Annotated in this window: 17 protein-coding genes; 7 read left to right on the forward strand and 10 right to left on the reverse strand. The window is 69.7% G+C overall.

Annotation, left to right across the window (positions count from 1 at the left end; translation table 11 throughout):
• Positions 1-44: 44 nt before the first annotated feature.
• The 3 genes from ACFV4K_RS27480 to dapB are packed head-to-tail and all read right to left on the reverse strand — an operon-like array spanning position 45 to position 1,994.
• The gene (locus tag ACFV4K_RS27480) at positions 45-692 is read right to left on the reverse strand and encodes a hypothetical protein (protein WP_379278775.1); all 648 of its coding nucleotides are present in this window, start codon (positions 690-692) and stop codon (positions 45-47) included.
• A gap of 55 nt (positions 693-747) precedes the next feature.
• Complete coding sequence (locus ACFV4K_RS27485) at positions 748-1,242, reverse strand: hypothetical protein (RefSeq protein WP_379278776.1); 495 nt, start codon at positions 1,240-1,242, stop codon at positions 748-750.
• The gene (dapB, locus tag ACFV4K_RS27490; protein WP_379278777.1) at positions 1,239-1,994 is read right to left on the reverse strand and encodes a 4-hydroxy-tetrahydrodipicolinate reductase; all 756 of its coding nucleotides are present in this window, start codon (positions 1,992-1,994) and stop codon (positions 1,239-1,241) included. The genes ACFV4K_RS27485 and dapB overlap by 4 nt, the downstream gene beginning before the upstream one ends.
• Before the next feature lie 119 nt (positions 1,995-2,113).
• Between dapB and ACFV4K_RS27495 the strand changes: the two genes are divergently transcribed.
• The 3 genes from ACFV4K_RS27495 (at position 2,114) to ACFV4K_RS27505 (ending at position 5,304) form a co-directional block, all read left to right on the forward strand.
• Positions 2,114-2,707, forward strand: a complete 594-nt coding sequence (locus ACFV4K_RS27495; protein WP_379278778.1) for a TetR/AcrR family transcriptional regulator — start codon at positions 2,114-2,116, stop codon at positions 2,705-2,707.
• A gap of 88 nt (positions 2,708-2,795) precedes the next feature.
• Positions 2,796-3,653, forward strand: a complete 858-nt coding sequence (locus tag ACFV4K_RS27500; protein WP_379278779.1) for a sterol desaturase family protein — start codon at positions 2,796-2,798, stop codon at positions 3,651-3,653.
• 82 nt (positions 3,654-3,735) lie between these two features.
• Positions 3,736-5,304 carry an esterase-like activity of phytase family protein gene (locus tag ACFV4K_RS27505; protein WP_379278780.1) on the forward strand — a complete coding sequence of 523 codons (1,569 nt, stop codon included), beginning with the start codon at positions 3,736-3,738 and terminating at the stop codon, positions 5,302-5,304.
• 31 nt (positions 5,305-5,335) lie between these two features.
• Here ACFV4K_RS27505 and ACFV4K_RS27510 read toward each other — a convergent pair whose 3' ends face one another.
• On the reverse strand, positions 5,336-5,767 hold the full coding sequence (locus ACFV4K_RS27510) for a serine hydrolase domain-containing protein (protein ID WP_379278781.1): 432 nt from the start codon (positions 5,765-5,767) through the stop codon (positions 5,336-5,338).
• On the opposite strand from ACFV4K_RS27510, the gene ACFV4K_RS27515 reads away from it, so the two are divergent.
• Both ACFV4K_RS27515 and ACFV4K_RS27520 read left to right on the forward strand, forming a co-directional pair.
• Positions 5,748-5,906 carry a hypothetical protein gene (locus ACFV4K_RS27515; RefSeq protein ID WP_379278782.1) on the forward strand — a complete coding sequence of 53 codons (159 nt, stop codon included), beginning with the start codon at positions 5,748-5,750 and terminating at the stop codon, positions 5,904-5,906. The two genes, ACFV4K_RS27510 and ACFV4K_RS27515, sit on opposite strands and share 20 nt — an antisense overlap.
• 28 nt (positions 5,907-5,934) lie before the next feature.
• A complete protein-coding gene (locus ACFV4K_RS27520; protein WP_379278783.1) occupies positions 5,935-6,948 on the forward strand; it encodes a hypothetical protein in 1,014 nt (337 codons plus the stop codon).
• A 115-nt stretch (positions 6,949-7,063) separates the two neighbouring features.
• Here the strand turns inward: ACFV4K_RS27520 and ACFV4K_RS27525 are convergent, their stop codons facing one another.
• Entirely contained in the window at positions 7,064-8,179 is a 1,116-nt protein-coding gene (locus tag ACFV4K_RS27525; protein ID WP_379278784.1) for an alcohol dehydrogenase catalytic domain-containing protein, read from the reverse strand.
• A gap of 75 nt (positions 8,180-8,254) precedes the next feature.
• On the opposite strand from ACFV4K_RS27525, the gene ACFV4K_RS27530 reads away from it, so the two are divergent.
• Positions 8,255-8,908 (forward strand): class I SAM-dependent methyltransferase, encoded by a 654-nt coding sequence (locus ACFV4K_RS27530; RefSeq protein ID WP_379278785.1) that lies wholly within the window; start codon positions 8,255-8,257, stop codon positions 8,906-8,908.
• A gap of 4 nt (positions 8,909-8,912) precedes the next feature.
• Here ACFV4K_RS27530 and ACFV4K_RS27535 read toward each other — a convergent pair whose 3' ends face one another.
• The 3 genes from ACFV4K_RS27535 to ACFV4K_RS27545 all read right to left on the reverse strand — a co-directional run bounded on the left by ACFV4K_RS27535 (position 8,913) and on the right by ACFV4K_RS27545 (position 12,545).
• Entirely contained in the window at positions 8,913-9,650 is a 738-nt protein-coding gene (locus ACFV4K_RS27535) for a hypothetical protein (protein ID WP_379278786.1), read from the reverse strand.
• 84 nt (positions 9,651-9,734) lie between these two features.
• The gene (locus ACFV4K_RS27540; protein WP_379278787.1) at positions 9,735-11,144 is read right to left on the reverse strand and encodes a pentapeptide repeat-containing protein; all 1,410 of its coding nucleotides are present in this window, start codon (positions 11,142-11,144) and stop codon (positions 9,735-9,737) included.
• Between the two features lie 177 nt (positions 11,145-11,321).
• Positions 11,322-12,545 carry an MFS transporter gene (locus tag ACFV4K_RS27545; protein ID WP_379278788.1) on the reverse strand — a complete coding sequence of 408 codons (1,224 nt, stop codon included), beginning with the start codon at positions 12,543-12,545 and terminating at the stop codon, positions 11,322-11,324.
• A gap of 91 nt (positions 12,546-12,636) precedes the next feature.
• Between ACFV4K_RS27545 and ACFV4K_RS27550 the strand changes: the two genes are divergently transcribed.
• A complete protein-coding gene (locus ACFV4K_RS27550) occupies positions 12,637-12,957 on the forward strand; it encodes an ArsR/SmtB family transcription factor (RefSeq protein WP_379278789.1) in 321 nt (106 codons plus the stop codon).
• Positions 12,958-13,119: 162 nt separating this feature from the next.
• Here the strand turns inward: ACFV4K_RS27550 and ACFV4K_RS27555 are convergent, their stop codons facing one another.
• Both ACFV4K_RS27555 and ACFV4K_RS27560 read right to left on the reverse strand, forming a co-directional pair.
• Positions 13,120-15,270: a protein kinase gene (locus tag ACFV4K_RS27555; RefSeq protein WP_379278790.1), complete on the reverse strand. Its 2,151-nt coding sequence runs from the start codon at positions 15,268-15,270 to the stop codon at positions 13,120-13,122.
• A gap of 84 nt (positions 15,271-15,354) precedes the next feature.
• Positions 15,355-16,644, reverse strand: a complete 1,290-nt coding sequence (locus tag ACFV4K_RS27560) for a M16 family metallopeptidase (protein ID WP_379278791.1) — start codon at positions 16,642-16,644, stop codon at positions 15,355-15,357.
• Between the last annotated feature and the right edge of the window lie 86 nt (positions 16,645-16,730).

Here is a 16,730-nt window from a genome sequence, read left to right on the forward strand (position 1 = left end):
CCATCAGGTTCCGGGCCGCATTCGGTTCGTCACGCGAAAACCGCTCAGAGCGTGCCGTTCTCGATATCGGCCTTCACCGCTTCCTGGGAGGCGAGGTGCGCGGCCACGCCGTTGTCCGCGGTGAAGTCGATGAGCGGCTGATCGGCGACGAAGGTCAGGTGCTCGTTGACCGTGGTGGTGCCGTCCCCGTTGTCGGTGAAGGTGACCACCTGGTGGGTGGTGACATTGGGGATGTCCCAGGTGTCGGAGGTGTAGTAGTTCTGGTCCGGGTACAGGCGCTGCTCGGCCTGGGTGTGGCCGGGGAAGGTGATCGGCCCCATCGGAATGTCTTCCAGCGCGGTGAAATCGGTGACGCGCACGCCGTCCTCGTCGCAGGTGCGGTGGACGATGATGTCCTCGAGGAAGGAGTGGCGGCCCAGGCCGCTGCGAAAGTCGGTGTACACCGACCACACCTTGTCCAGCGGGGCGTCGATGGTGATCGGCAGATCCACCTCGCGCACCGCCCGCGCGTCGGCCGGATTCTGCTGCTCGGCTTCATAGATCGACCAGCTGAGCTGCCATTCGAGCTTGTAGTCGTTCTCCGACTCGATACAGGACGGCGCGGTGTCCGCGCGCGCCACCGCCGATACCGCCGCAGGTGACCCCATCGTCGCGCAGGCGATGGCCAGCGCGTAACCCACCGTGAACCTCACCCGGCGGACTTTACTCCGGTCGCAACCTACCGGCAGGTTTCCTGCGAAACACTGGCTATCGGGAGCCGGTGCGCTCGGCGCGCTCCAAATCGACTGCGCGCTTCATCATTTCGCGCGCCCGGGTGCGGTCTCCGGCATAGTCGTAGGCGCGGGCCGCGCGGTAGCTGGTGCGCCAGTTCTGCGGGTCCGCTTCGAATTCGGCCTTCACCTGCTCGAAAAGCTCATCGGCGGCGGCCTTCTCGATGCGGCCGGAGGGACGGCGCGGCAGGTCGGAGACATCGAGCTCGCCGCCCTCCTCGTGCATGCGCCGGGCCAGATGCTGGTGGGCGAACGCGGCGCGGACGCTGGTGCCCACGATCCACACCCCCAGCAGCGGCAGGATGAGCACGCCCAGGCCGAGGCCGATGGCGGCGGGCTCGCCGGAACCGATGAGGCTGAACGCGATCCGGCCCAGCAGCACGAAGTAGAACCCGAGGACCAGCACCAGGGCCGCGATGAAGCCGACCCGCTTGAAGACCTCGCGGCCGTTGTTCGCCCCCGGCGCGCTCACAGGTCGAGCAGCGGGTCGATGCCCACGGTCAGGCCGGGACGCAGCGGGGTCTTGCGCACGCCCAGCAGCACGCCCGGCACGAAGGACGTGCGGTCGAGCGAGTCGTGGCGGATGGTGAGGGTCTCGCCCTGGGTGCCGAACAGCACCTCCTGGTGGGCGACCAGTCCGGCCAGCCGCACCGAGTGCACCCGCACGCCGTCCACGTCCGCGCCGCGCGCGCCCTCCAGCTCCTGGCTGGTGGCGTCGGGGCTGCGGCCGACACCGGCCTTCTCCCGGGCGGCGGCGATCAGCGCGGCGGTCCGGAAAGCGGTGCCCGAGGGCGCGTCGGCCTTGTTCGGGTGGTGCAGCTCGATGACCTCGACCGAGTCGAAGAAGCGGGCGGCCTGCTCGGCGAACCGCATGCTCAGCACCGCGCCGATGGCGAAGTTGGGGGCGATCAGCACGCCGACCTCGGGCTTGGCGGCGAGCCAGCCCTTGACCTGCTCGAGCCGGTCGGCGTCGAAGCCGGTGGTGCCGACGACGGCGTGAATGCCGTTCTCCACCAGCCACTTCAGATTCGGCATCACCACGTCGGGGTGGGTGAAGTCGACCACGACCTCGGTCCCGGCGGCGGTGAAGGCCTCCAGCGAGTCGCCCTTGTCGACCTGCGCCACCAGCTCCAGATCCGCGGCCGCCTCGACGCCCGCGCAGATGGACTGCCCGACCTTGCCGCGCGCCCCGAGCACACCCACCCGGATCCGGTTCGTGGCCACCTGGTCTCCTTCGCTATGACCGATCTGGAACCCGTCGAGCCTATCGGGTCGGCGAATCACCGGGACCACAGGCCGGTGACCACGGGCCGGTCGAATTGACCGAGTGGTAATTTTCGGGGGTGCGATCCACAGCCGGAACCAAGGGCGTCCCGCGCGCCGAACGCGAGGCGCAGATTCTCGACGTGGCCGCCGCGGAGATCGCCCGGGTCGGCTACGCGGGCCTGTCCCCCGCGTCGGTGGCGGCGGCGGCCGGGGTGTCGAAACCGTTGGTGTACGGCTACTTCGGCTCCAAGGACGGGCTGTACGTGGCCTGCGTGCAGCGCGCCTCGGCGGTGCTCGGGGACGCCATCGACGCGGCCTTCACCGGGCCGGCCTCACTCGATATGGCCGAACGCACGCTGGCCGCGATCTTCACGGTCCTGGAGCCGCGCCCGCACGACTGGAAGGTCGTGCAGGACCAGTCGCATCCGGACGAGGGCCCCGCGGCCGAGGCGGCGCTGGCCGCGCGCGCCCGCATCTCGGCGCAGGCCGATCGGGGGGTGTCGGCGTTCGTGTCGCTGCACGGCCTGACCGATCCGCAGGATCTGTCGGCGCTGCGCGCGGTCTGGACCGGCGTGGTCGCCGCGCTCGTGGACTGGTGGTTGAGCCACCCCGGCGAGACCGCCGAGGCCATGGTCGCGCGCAGCAGCCGGCTGTTCTCCGCCCTCACCTGACCCAGCCAACCCGAGATGTCCGAATCGGCCTCTTGTCCTCGAATTGACCAATTGGTAACTTACGAATTGGGCAATTCGAGGAGGTTCGATGCTTTCGCAGGTCTGGCATGAGATCAACACACCGCTGCTGTACGCGGTCCCCGTCTTTCTACTGTCCATCGGCGCCGAGGCGCTGGCCCTGCGCGACGATCACGACGCCACCGGATACCTGGCCCGCGACACCCGGACCAGCCTGAGCATGGGCGTGGGTTCGCTGGTGTCGAGCGCGCTCTTCAAGGCGGGCACGCTGGTGCTGTTCGTCTTCCTGTGGACCTACGTCGCGCCCTGGCACCTCCCCACCGATGTGTGGTGGAGCTGGGCGCTGCTGCTGCTCGTCCTCGACTTCGCGTTCTACTGGAACCACCGCTTCGTGCACCGGGTGCGGATCGGCTGGGCGGCGCACCAGGCGCACCACTCCAGCGAGTACTTCAACTTCGGGACCGCCCTGCGGCAGAAGTGGAATCCGTGGACCGAGGCCATCTTCTGGGCTCCGCTGCCGCTGCTGGGCTTCACGCCCTGGACGATCTACATCGCCTTCACGATCAACCTGATCTACCAGTTCTTCACCCACACCGAGTCCGTCGGAAAGCTCTGGGGCCCGGTCGAACTCGTCTTCAACACCCCGTCGCACCACCGCGTGCACCACGGCAGCGACGCGCAGTACCTGGACAAGAACTACGCCGGGATGCTCATCATCTGGGACCGCATGTTCGGCACCTTCGAACCCGAGATCCAGCGTCCCACCTACGGTCTCACCAAGCCGGTGGGCACCTACAATCTGCTGACACTGCAGTACGGCGAATACGCCAAGATCGTGCGCGACGTGCGGAGCACCTCGAACTGGCGCGACAAGCTCGGCTACATCTTCGCCCCGCCGGGCTGGGAGCCGCAGCAGACCCGATCCTGACGCGCGGCCGGTTCACGAGCTCGGCGGAAGGTGTTCAGGTGACGGCCAACCCGGCGTCGGATCGGACCTATAGGCATCACTGGTGAGAATTCGCCCCGTTACCCGCCGGGTCGCCGTCGCCGCCGTCGTCGGCGCAGCCGCCGTCACCGCCGCGTGCTCCTCCGGATCCGACTCCGCCGACTTCACCGCCACGGCCGGTCAGCCGCTGGTGATCTCGCTGGACCAGCTGCTGGACAAGACCGGGGGCCACGCCGCCGTCGCGGTCGCCGACCCGCAACACGGCACCCTGAGCCGGCGCCTGGACGGCGCGCTGGTGTACACCCCCGCGGCCGGGTACACCGGTTCGGACTCCCTCACCGTCACCACCACCGACGCGGTCCGCCTGTACACCACCGACGTCCCGCCGATCGGCGAATTCGGCGGAGTTCCCGTGCAGGCCAGCGCCTACGGCTCCGCCTTCACCCCGGTCCCGGGCTCCACCGACGAGTTCTACGGGCTCACCGACCGCGGCCCGAACGTGGACGGCAAGGGCAAGAACGAGAAGATCGCGCCGGTCCCGGACTTCACCCCGCAGATCGCCAAGTTCAAGCTGGTCGGCAACAAGGCCGTGGTGGAATCCACCATCCCGCTGAAGAACCCGACCGGACAGCCCTTCAACGGCCTGGTCGACACCTCCGCCACCACCGGCGAGACCATGAAGGACCTGACCGGCAAGGTGCTGCCGCCCACCGATCACGGCATCGACAGCGAGGGCCTGGTCGCGCTCGCCGACGGCACCTTCTGGATCTCCGACGAATACGGCCCGTTCATGGTGCATTTCGACGCCAAGGGCGCGGAGCTGGAGCGGCTCGCGCCGGGCCGCGGACTGCCCAAGGAACTCGCGCTCCGCACCCCGAACCAGGGCATGGAGGGCCTGACCGTCACCCCCGACGGCAGCACCCTGGTCGGCGTCATCCAGAGCGCGCTCAACGAGCCGGGCGTCACCAATGCCCGGCAGACCCCGATGACCCGCATCGTCGCCGTGGACCTGAAGACCAAGGCGGTCAAGGAGTTCGCGCTGCCGCTCGAGTCGCCCAAGGAGAAGCTGGCGATCTCCGAGATCACCGCGCTGTCCAACACCACCTTCCTGGTCGACGAGCGCGACGGCAACAAGGCCCCCAAGGCCAACAAGAAGCTGTGGACCGTCGACATCGCCGGCGCCACCGACATCGGCCCGGACGCCAAAGTCCCCGGCACGCAGTACGACCCGGAGAAGGGCCTGCTGATCGACGGCAAGCCGCTCGAGGTCTACGTCGGCACCGTCACCACCGCCGACGGCATCGCCGCGCTGAAGAAGGCGGGCATCACGCCGGTCGCCGAGACCGGCAACCTCGACCTGGGCGGGCTGCTGGACGGCCTCAACGCCGACGGCAAGTTCTTCGGCCACGACAAGATCGAGGGCGTGGCCACCAACGACCACGGCAAGACCCTCTACATCTCCAATGACAGCGACTTCGGCATCGAGGGGCTCACCGGCGACCAGCCGCCATTCGGGCTCGAGGCCAAGATCCTGCCTAACGGCGTTCAGGACACCGGCGAGATCCTGGCGGTCGACACCACCAAGCTGCCCGCCAAGACCGAGACGAAGACGGTCACCCTCACCGTCAAGTAGCGCAACCCGATTCGACGCGGTTCCGCGGCGCTCACAGCGCGCTGTAGACCGCGTCGACGAGGTTGTAGGCGCGGCGGTCGCCGGAGAGCCAGTCCCGGCGCAGGTTCGGGGTGCAGGCGATCGCGACCCGATGGGTGAGGTCGCCCAGGCCGATCGCACCGCCCGCGCCGGGATGGCCGAAGGCGGTCGCCGCCGCGGACACGGGCAGGATCATGTTCTCCGACGGCAGCACGTAGCCGAGGCCGTAGGCGCTCTCCAGCAGCGGCACCCGGTCGCGGCCTCGCACCTGCTCGCCGACCGCTCGGGCGAGCACGTCCGGCAGCAGAAACTCCCCCGCCACGAGGTCGCTGTAGAAGCGCGCGAGGCCGCGCGCGGAGGTGACCAAGCCGACGGCGGGCCAGCCGGCGGCCAGCACCTCCGGATCGTTGTGCGAGAAGTGGGGATTGGCGGAGGCGCGCAGCACCAGCGACGACGCCGACGGCAGCCTGCCGCTCACCCTGTCCAAGAACACCACCCGAGCCCCGGGCACCAACCTGTTCCTGAACATCGCCAACGTCAAGAGCAGCAACCAGCCGCCCTACGGCCAGCCCCCGGTACCATGACGGCGCGACCGGTACATAGGGGAGATCCATGCAGACACAACGTATTACCACCGGACGACAGGTGCCGGCGCTGTCATGGGATGGCGACGATCTGGTCGACTTCTCGCGAGGCCCGACCCGCTGGTCGCCCGACGGCACCGACGACTCCCCACCGATCTTTCGCGCGTTCCCCTCGTCATTCGATCACGCGGTGGTCTCGCCATCGGGTCGATTTCATGTCCTCTACATCGAGCGCGGCACCAAAGCACTCCTACTGCGCAACGGGAAGCTGCTCCGCGAACTCGATCGAAGCTATTACCACGCAGAGGAGTTCGACTACCCTGTCGCGCTGGGCGCACTTCCCGACGGGCGCGAGGTCGTCGTGCACTGCCCCGACCAATACAACGTATTGCAGATCGACGATGCCGAGACCGGACAGCGCATCACCGACGGACCCCGGACGCCACGGGACGTGTTCCACTCACGCCTCTCGATCAGCCCCGACGGCCGACGCCTGCTCGCCACGGGCTGGGTTTGGCATCCCTACGGCATCGCCATGATCTTCGATCTCGCCGCAGCGCCCAACGACCCCACGGTGCTCGACAGCGGGGGGGTACTCCCAGCCGAAACGGTCTGCGCCGAAGTCGAATCCGCCTGCTGGCTCGACAACGATCTGGTGGCGATCGCGGCGTCCGACGACGCCCCGTTCCACGACGACGACGATCAGGAGGGTTCCGGAGGGCTCGGGCCCGGGCAGCTGGGCATCTGGTCCGGCAGTTCAGCCCGCTGGCTTCACCGCTCCCCCCTCACCCATCCCGCCGGCACGATGATCGCGTGCGGTAAGCACATCGTGTCCCTGTACGGCCACCCCAGACTGATCGACCCCGCATCGGGCGAAACGATCGCCGAATGGCCGGACATAGACGCCGGAACCAAGGACCGCAGCTACGGGGTCACCCGCAAACCCACGCCGGTGACCGCCGCGCATCCCGACGGCACACGGCTTGCCATCGCGCAAACCGACCACATCGCGATCCTGAATCTGGAGCCATCGGCTCGTTGATCTTCCTGGAGCCCGCCGACCGGTCCGGTCTGCGCGGGATGCGGCACCAGCGGATGACTCCGCAACACCTCGGATGACGTCCGGTGGGCGGCCGGCAGTGGTCTTCGGCGGGAGATCAGTCGAAGACGATGACCTGGCGCAGGGCGTGGCCAGCGGCCAATTCGTCCATGGCGCTGTTGATTTCGTCGAGGCGGATGCGGGCGGAGACAAGGCGTTCGACGGGGAGTTTGCCCTCGCGCCACATGCGGACGAACTCGGGGATGTCGCGGGCGGGGACGGCGGAGCCGAGGTAGCTGCCGATAATGGTGCGGCCCTGGGCTACCAGGCCCAACGGGGAGACGCTGGCGCGGGCGTCGGGGGCGGGAAGGCCGACGGTGACGGTGACGCCGCCGGGGGCGGTGGCGGCTACCGCGGTCTCGAAGGCGCGGATATTGCCGGCGGCCTCGATGACGGCTTCGGCCTGGATGTTCTCGGCGGCGATCTCTCGGGGGGTGTAGGCAGCGGTCGCGCCGAGTTCGATTGCGGTCTTCAGCTTCTCGGGAACGGTGTCCACGGCGATGACCTCCTGGCCGGTGCTCGCGCGCAGGGCTGCGCCGACCAGCACGGCGGCCATGCCGACGCCGCCGAGGCCGACCACCATGATGCGGTCCTTCGGGCCGGGCTTGGCCGAATTCAGCAGTGCGCCACCGCCGGTGAGGACGGCGCAGCCCAGGACCGCGGCGACCTCGGGCGGGACGTCGTCGTCGACGGGGACCACCGAGTGGCGGTCGACGACGGCATGCGTGGCGAAGGCCGAGACGCCCAGGTGGTGATGGACTTCGGAGCCCCCGCGCAGCAATCGCCTGCCGCCGGAGAGCAGTTCGCCCGCATTGTTGGCGAGGCTGCCCGCCTCGCAGGGGGTGCGGCCCTCGGTGGCGCAGCCGGCGCATTCGCCACAGCGGGGCAGGAAGGTCATGATGACGCGCTGGCCGACGCGCAGGTCGGAGTCGCCGGGACCGAGCGCCTCGATGCGGCCCGCGGCCTCGTGGCCCAGCAGCATGGGGACGGGGCGGACGCGATTGCCGTCCACCACGGACAGGTCGGAATGGCACAGGCCCGCCGCCTCGATCCGGATCAGCAGCTCACCCGGGCCGGGTTCGCCCAGGTCCAGCTCACTGATGGTGATCGGCTTCGAGTCGGCGAAGGGCGTCGATGCCCCGATCTGCTCCAGGACGGCACCACGAATCCTCATGCGCCCGACGCTACTCCATCACACCTTCCCAGACAGTCCGGAATCTGATTCGATGGAGACCGGACAGGAGCACCTATGACCACTTCGCTAACCACTGGCAACCGCGCCTTCAACCACGTGGTGACGCAGTTCTGGGGGAAGGTCGCCCGCGCCTATGACACCGCCGCCCTCCAGCAGCTCGTCTATCGCCCGCCGCAGGATCAGGTGGTCGCCGAGTTGCGGGCCGCCGGGTCCCGGCGGATCGCCGACATCGGCTGCGGCACCGGCATTCTCACCGCGCGCATCCAGCGCGAACTCCACCCGGAAGCCGTCTACGGCGTGGACGCCTCCGCGGGCATGCTGGATCAGGCCCGCACCCGTTCGACCGAGGTTCAGTGGCGGCATTCCGCCGCCGAGCATCTGCCCTTCGACGACGGCGAACTGGACGCGGTGGTCACCACCAGCGCATTCCACTTCTTCGACCATCCCGTGGCGTTGCGCGAATTCCATCGGGTGCTCGCGCCCGGCGGCTTGGTCGCCATCGCGACCATGCACCCCTCCGGTGCGGTATCGCGCCCGATCCAGCAGTTGACCCGCAGCCCGCGCTTCCCCGCGCACGCACCGTCGCCGCGCGAGACCCGCAAGCTGCTGACCGACGCCGGTTTCGAGGTCGTCGATCAGCGCAAGGTCGCACGGCCGCTGCCGTCGTGGCTGATCCCGGACGTCATCACCGTCGGCACCCGGCGCTGACGCGTCAGTTCCCCGGGTTGTCGCCGCCGCGGAAACACACGGTGAGTTCGAGCTTGCGCCAGATCACCCAGACCGCGCCGCGGCCGTCCCGGGGACAGGACACGCCCGAGGTGGCGTTGGCCAGCACCGCGGTGGCCTGGACGATGTGCTCGCCGGGCGTCGCGCAGTCGACCTTCGACGGGGTCTCCATGGCGGTGGTGTCGTAGCAGACGCCGGTGCGCCAGTCGAAGGTCAGGCACAGGTGGTAGCGCGGCTTGCCGGTCTTGTCCTTGGGGGCGGAATCGAGGGTGTAGAGCGGGTCGGTGCAGGGGTCGGGCCCGTTCTGCAGCACCCGGTAGTTGGCGTCCACCGAATTGCAGTCCGACGGTTCGGGTGTGCCCGCTTTCCAGGTCGGGGCGCCCGACGCGTCCTTGGCTCGCTCGATCGGGACCTCGACGCAGTCCCCCGGCTTCAGGGACGCCATGGGATCGGGCGCGGCGGGTTTGGCCGAGGTGGTCGGCTGCCCGGCCTGCACGAGTTCGGGCGGCGCGCCGATCGGGTTGCCCGCGACGGCTTCCCGGGTCAAGGGTGAGAGGGTGGCCGTCACCGCGGCGAACACGAGGACCCAGCCGGTCGCCGCGAGCGCCAGGGCGCTCACCCGCCGCCGCTTCGGTGCCGCACCGGCCCGGCTCGCGAGCGCCGCGGCCAGGCAGAACAGCAGAACCGCTACCGCGACAACCCAGCCGACGCCGTGGCTCCCCACCACCCAACCCCTTCAACTCCGCTCGTCTGCAAGCTATCCCACGGCCGAGTTCCGGGCAAAACGGGCGACGGGCCCGCGGTTGGTTCAGGAGGCGAGTTCGGAAGCGGATTCGGCCAGCACCGGCGGCCACGGGGTCGGGGAGATATGCGACGGCTTGGTGGCGGGGCTCTCGTCCCAGTCGAAGTGAACGCCGACCCACGCCTTCGGGCGGTCGAAACTGACCTCGCGGGCGTCGAAGGCGGCACGGCGGAAGGAGATGTCGCCGAAGAAGTCAGCGCCGGCGAAGACCACCTTGCGGCCCCCGAAGACGGTGTCGGCGAAGGAGACCGTGCCGTGGTACTCGGTGCGCGCGAACGACACTTCCTGGGTGCGGCCGGTACGCCAGCGGATCTGCGTGCCCAGGTGGGCGCAGTCGAAGGAGCTGGACTCGGTGTAGAAGCGGGAATCGGCGAAGGTGACTCGCGCGCTGGTGAATTCCGCGCCGGTGAAGGTGATGCGGTCACCGTCGAACACCGCGCGCTCGAAGGTGGTCTGGTCGGCGGCGAAGACGGCGTTGGCGAAGCTGGTCCGCTCCCCCGCGAACGTGGTGCGGTCGAACGCGGTTCGCGTGCCGCGGAATTCGGTGCCCTCGAAGCTGCCGCCGCTGCCGAAGGTGGCCTCGGCGAAGGTCGCGGCGGTGTCGTCACGGTCGGCGCGATCCACGGCGGTGTGAGCGAAGACGGCCCGGTCGAAGACGGCGGCGCTGCGGAAGATGGCCCCGCGGAAGGTGACCCGCTTGCCGAGGAACCGCGCCTGCTCGAAGGTGACCGTACGCCCGCTCAGGAACATGGCGTTGGTGAAGCGGGTATTGCGGCCCGCGAAGACCGCGTAGCGGAAGTCGGCGTTCTCGAAGACGGCATCGGTGAAGTCGAAATCGCAGGAGCTCCAGCGGGTCTCGGCCGAGGGGCGCAGGTGTTCGGCGATCACCCGGACGATGGTGTCGCGGACCTGCCGGTCGTTCTGGCGGTAGGTGTACACGCGCTCGACGGCGGTGCCGTGATCCTCGATGCGCTGGGATTTGGAGACCAGGTGGCTGGCGCCCTCCTCCGGCTGATACGGCAGCCGCAGGTAACCGCACAGCACGTCCACGCACTGCTGGCGCCGCCAGCGCGCGGAGAACTCGTCGGCGACCCCGGCCATGGCGTAGACCCCGGCGATGCGGACCGCCACATCCGGGTCGCCGAGCTGACCGGCGGCGGCCCCGAAGACCTCCGCGAAGCGGCCGCGTTCGGCGTCGCGCTGCTTGCGGTAGGCCACCACCAGCGCGACCGCGCCGCCGATGCCCGCCGCCACCGCGAGCGAAATCCGGCTCAGATCCAGCTGATTCGGCGTCTCGGCCTTGGCGCCGAGGAACCGCCACAGCCCCCACCAGGTGAGGCCCGCGATGGCGAGCCCGCCCGCCACGGCGGCCAGCACCGACACCAACAGACCCGACCGGTGTACCGTCCGGCTCACCACCCCACCGAACCTCCACCGCCGCATAGCCGAAGAATAGCGATCCGGGACGCGTCACGCATCGGATGCGGCAATTCCACCCCGGCTTCGCGCAGCCGAAAAACCGGGCACACCAAACCGTTTCGCCCGAAATGCCGCGTCCGCCCGGCGACCAGGGGTCACCGGGCGGACGTCGGTTCAGACCGCCTCCGCCTCGGCCGCTTCCACATTGCGGCGCAGGCCGATTCCGGCCGCCCCGAGGCAGGCCAGCGCGACCACGGCGACGAACCACGGGAACACGGTGCTCAGGCCCCAGGTGGTAGCCGCCCAGCCCGCGACCACGGTCGGCACCGCCATGGCCGAGTAGGCCAGCAGGTAGTAGGCCGACATGGTCTCGCCGCGCTTGTGCTGCGGCACGACATTGGACAGGTGCCGCAGCGATCCGCCGAAGCCGAGACCGAAGGTGCCGCCCAGGGCAAAACCGGCCAGCAGCACCAGGACCCAGTTGTGGGTGTTCAGTGCCGGAATGGTGAGCAGCAGCGCGATCGCCATGCCGATGTCACCGGCGATGGCCGCGCGCCGCGCCGGAATCCCGCCCGCCACGGCCTGGGCCAGCGCGCCCGCGGTCGCCGTGGAGGCCACCACCGCGCCGCCGAAGACCAGGTTGTGGATGCCGGTCTCGGCCGAGGCCAGCGAGGGGTACAGCGACAACAGCACGCCCAGCACCGACCAGGCCGCCATCACGCCGAGCGCGGAGAACCAGAAGTCGCCGCGGATCTCCTGCGGCACGGCCGGTTTGGCGATGGTGATGCGCTGCTGGGCACGCGCCCCGTGCGGCTCGCGCAGGGCGAGCACGCCCGCCGCGATGAGCACGCACACCAGCGTGATCACCACGTACGGGGTCCGCAGCGGATAGGGCGCGTACTGGGCCAGCACCGCCGAGCCCAGGATCGCCACGGCCATACCGACATTGAAGGCCACTCCGGACAGCTGGCCCGAGCGCGCGCCCGCCTGCGGCCGCAGGTCCAGCAGCGCCGCCGCGCCCGCCACCACGATCGCGCCGACCGCGGCCCCGTGCAGGGCCCGCGCCAGCAGCAGCATGGCCACATTGTCGGCGAGCAGGAACACCACCAGGCCGACGATCATGGTCGCGAACGCGCCGAGCAGGACCGGCTTACGGCCCACCACGTCCGAGATCCGGCCCGACACCAGGACCGCGCCGAGCGCGGCCACCGCGTAGACGGCGAAGACGAAGGTCGTGGTGAGCGGGGAGAAATGCCAGCTGCGTTGATAGAGCCCGTACAGCGGGGCCGGCGCCCCCGAGACGCCGAGTGCGACGCCGCTGGCCGCGAGCACGAGCGCGTACGCCCAGCTCTGAGTGCCCTGCTCCGCGTCGGTCTCCACCGCCGTTGCCGATGCCATGCCGGCCTCCATCAGGTAAGTTTGAATCTTATCGAACTCACCGTATCCAAGGTTCGACAGTTATCAAACTAGTTTTCCCGTGAGGTAGGTCATGACCGACACCGACGCGCTGCCCGCCGTGGCCCCGCTCCCCGCGGTGCTCGGAGCCCTCCAGGACCCCGTCCGCCTGGAGATCGTGCGCCGCCTGGCCGACGCCGGTACCCCCCTGCGCTGCGGCCTCACCTACGACGGCGTCAGCAAGTCCACCGCCGCCCACCACTTCAAGATCCTCCGCGAAGCCGGCGTCACCGAACGCGTCACCATCGACGGCAACACCCACCTGCGCCTCCGCGCCGACGACCTCGACGCCGCCCTCCCGGGCCTGCTCCCCGCAGTCCTCGCCGCCGCGAACCGCGAACACGCGCCGGAGTAGCGCGCCCGGCCACCGCGCCACGCGATCGACCGCGCGCTGAATACTCCTCAGCGAAGGGCCGCCAACTCCCGAACGGCGTCGACGTGGCGCAGGAACTGGGCGCGCCCGTGAAGGTTTCGACCACGCGCCACAGGGTGGCGCTGGCCCCATGCCCGCGACCGGTCAGGACTGGGTGAGCGGCAAGGACTTCCACCAGTCGATGACACCGGTGGGGGTGGTGGGGATGCCGCGGGTGTACATGAGGAACTTGTCGCGTTTGGGGTCGTCGAAGAACGAGGTGGCGAAGACCGTGGACGGGACGTCGGGGGTGGCGTCGAAGCGGTGGTTGACGTACTGCTTCGCGCCGCAGAACTCCTTGAAGGTCAGATCCTCCAAAGCGCTTCCGGCCGGGCGGATCCGGCGGGCCGCCGAGCGCGCCACCGCGGCGGAATCGTAGGCGAAGACGATGTACTCGCGGACTTCATGGTCGGCGGAGTACTGGCAGTCCCAGGCCGCGGCCCAGCCCTCGAAGGCGAAGGGCGGCAGGAAGTCCTTGGTGTCGTGGTCGACCACACGGCAGCTGGCCGAGTTGAATCCCGAACCCAGTTCCGGAGAACGCGGCACCAGTCCAGGGAAAGCCGCACTGATCTGGGCGATCTCGGCGGCGGCCGCCTTCGGCTTGGCGCCGCGGCCGGACGGGCTCATGACGAACACCACCACGCCGAGCGCGACCGCCAGGCCCACGCTCATCACCACCAGCATGCGCAGGCCGCCCAGCCATCTACCCGTACCCGGAGCGGTCATGCGCGGTGGCGGCGACTGATGCCGGTCCGTGCGCGGCCCGAACAGGGCGGGAATGTCGGTCAGCCGACCCGAACGCACCGCCGTCGATTGCGGAATCCGCCGCGCCCCGGTCGTTTCCGACGGCGACGTCCGCCGCGCCCCGGTGGCGTCCGGCTGGTGCGCTCGCCGGGCTCCGGTGATCTCCGAGGGATGGACTCGCCGCGCGCCCGTGGTCTCCGAGGGATGAACACGTCGCGCGCCGGTGGTCTCCGACGGGTGCACGCGCCGTGCGCCGGTGGTCTCCGACGGATGTCTTCGGCGCGCAGAGGAATCCGGCTGCGATCCGCGTCGCGCCCCCGACGCCTCGGACTGCTGGCCCGGCCAGACCGCGGGTGTGTCCGGCTGCTGCGCCCGACGCATCCCCGACGTGTCGGACTGCTGCCCGGGCCAGGGTGGCGGCGTGTTCGACTGCTGGCCCCGCCGCGTCCCCGAGGAGTCGGGCTGCTGCCCGGGCCAAGGTGGCGGCGTAGTGGACTGTTGTCCCCGCCGCACCGCGTCGGGGTCCGACTGCTGCCATCGACCCGCCGGTGAATCCGCTTGCGCCGCTCGCGAACCCGGCGCGTTCCGGGTCCCCCGGCGGCCGGTGGACGGCCCGGCGGGCCGCCGCGCGGACGGATCCGCGCCTCGGCGGCGCGGCGGCGCGTGTGCGCTCTCGACCGCGGTCCCCTCGGCCAGGGCGCGTTGCGCGGCCGCCGCGAAGTCCGAACAGGTCGGGTATCGGTCGTCCGGGTTCTTGGCCAGGGCGCGGGCCAGGACCGGATCCAGGGTCGCCGGTAGGTCGGGTCGCAGGCTGGCGATCGGGGGCGGGTTGTCGTACAGGTGGGCTTTGACGATCGCGCCGAGGTCGTTCGCACGGAAGAGCGGAACCCCGGTCAGCAGTCGGAACAGGGTGCAGGCCAAGGAGTATTGGTCGGCGCGGTGGTCGACCGGCTGGTTCTGCAACTGTTCCGGGGAGGCGTAGGCCAGCGTCGCCATGACCGAACCGGACCCGGTGAGACGGCCCGTGTCCTCCTGCAGTCGGGCGATGCCGAAGTCGGTGAGCAGCACGCCCGCCTGCTGTTCGCGGGTCTCGCGGGCCAGCATGATGTTGGCGGGCTTGACATCTCGGTGCAGTACGCCGACGCGGTGCGCGTAGTCGAGGGCGTCGGCGGTGGCGGCGACGATCTCGACGGCGCGCTCGGCGGTCATGTCGGTGACCGATTCGGCTTCGATGCCGTCGACGTACTGCATGGCGATCCACAGTCGCCCGTCCTCGACGCCGCGGTCGTAGACGGTGACCACACCGGGGTGATTCAGCCGGGCCGCGAGGTCGGCCTCGCGTTCGAATCGAGCGTGAGTCTCGCTGTCGCCGTGGTACTCCGCGTTCAACAGCTTCAGTGCGATCCAACGCGGCAGGCGTGGATGGCGTGCCAGGTACACGGCACCCATCCCGCCGCGTCCGAGCTCACGTTCGATGACATACCCGGCGAAGTTCTCACCTGGTTCGACCACGACCCCTCCCATTCCGGCGAGGTGATCATAGCCACAAACGGGCATACCTCACCGCCGGCTGGAGATTACCGTCGAGTAAGTATCTCAGCCGACCAGATTCCGGACGGATACGGGCAGGTCGCGGGTGCGCCGGTACGGTCCGGCCACCGCCGCCCCGAACGGTCGCGCCAGCAGGCTCGTCGCGATCGAGGACACCTCCTCGGTGGTGACTTCGTCGATGCGAGCGAGGGTTTCGGACACACTGCGGTGATTGCCGTAGCTGAGCTCCGACCGCCCGATGCGGTTCATCCGCGATCCGGAGTCCTCGAGCCCCAGCACCAGTCCCCCGCGCAGCGAACCCTTGGCGCGAGCGCATTCGGCATCGGTGATGCCATCGGCCGCCACCTCCTCGAGCACACCGTGCGCCAGAGCGGCTACGCGACCGAGGTTTTCGGGCTGGCAGCCCAGGTACACCGAGAACGCGCCGGTGTCGGCGAAGGTATCGACACTGGAGTACACCGAGTACGCCAGCCCGCGCTCCTCCCGAATGCGCTGGAACAGGCGCGAACTCAGGCCGCCGCCGAGCACGGTGTTGAGCACCGACAGCGGCCAGCGCTTCTCACCCTCGTGCCGGCCGAAGGCTCGGGTGCCGAACACCAGGTGCGCCTGCTCGCCGTCACGGTTGATGCGCAGCAGTTCCGGATTGCCGCGCGGGCGGAACCTGCCCTCGCGGCGCGGCGCCGGCTCCAGTCCGGACTCGAGCCGATTCTCGAAGGCGCGGAACACCAATTCGACGACGTGCTCGTGCTCGATATTGCCCGCGACCGCGACCACCATCCGGTCGGGCCGGTAGCGACGCAGGTGGAACGAGCGCAGCTGGTGCGCGCCCATGGCCTCGACGGTCTCGACACTGCCGATCACCGGACGACCGATGGGATGGTCGCCGAACAGCGCGGTCAGGAAGGCGTCGCCGACCAGGTCCTCGGGATCGTCGTCGCGCATGGAGATCTCCTCCAGCACGACCTGCCGTTCCACGTTCACGTCGTCGGCGCGGCACAGCCCGTTGAGCACCACGTCGCTGACCAGGTCCACCGCCAGCGGCAGGTCCTCGTCGAGCACGTGGGCGTAGTAGCAGGTCTGTTCCTTGGCGGTGAACGCGTTGAGCTCGCCGCCGACCGCGTCCATGGCCTCGGCGATGTCCAGGGCCGAACGCGAGGGCGTGGCCTTGAACAGCAGATGCTCGAGGAAATGCGCGGCGCCGGCCACGGTCGGGCCCTCGTCGCGCGAACCGACACCGACCCATACGCCGACCGAGGCCGAGCGCACGCCCGGCACATGCTCGGTCACCACCCGCAGGCCGCCGGGCAGGACGGTCCGGCGCACACCGATATCCATTGCGGGAGACTCGTTCCGGTCGATCGCCAGCGCAGAACCCCCCTGCTCCAGGTTGCGGAGCAAGGGGGCGTTGTTCTGCGCGGAGT

Origin of the sequence: Nocardia sp. NPDC059764, from assembly GCF_042732555.1 — a bacterium.
Lineage (GTDB): Bacteria > Actinomycetota > Actinomycetes > Mycobacteriales > Mycobacteriaceae > Nocardia.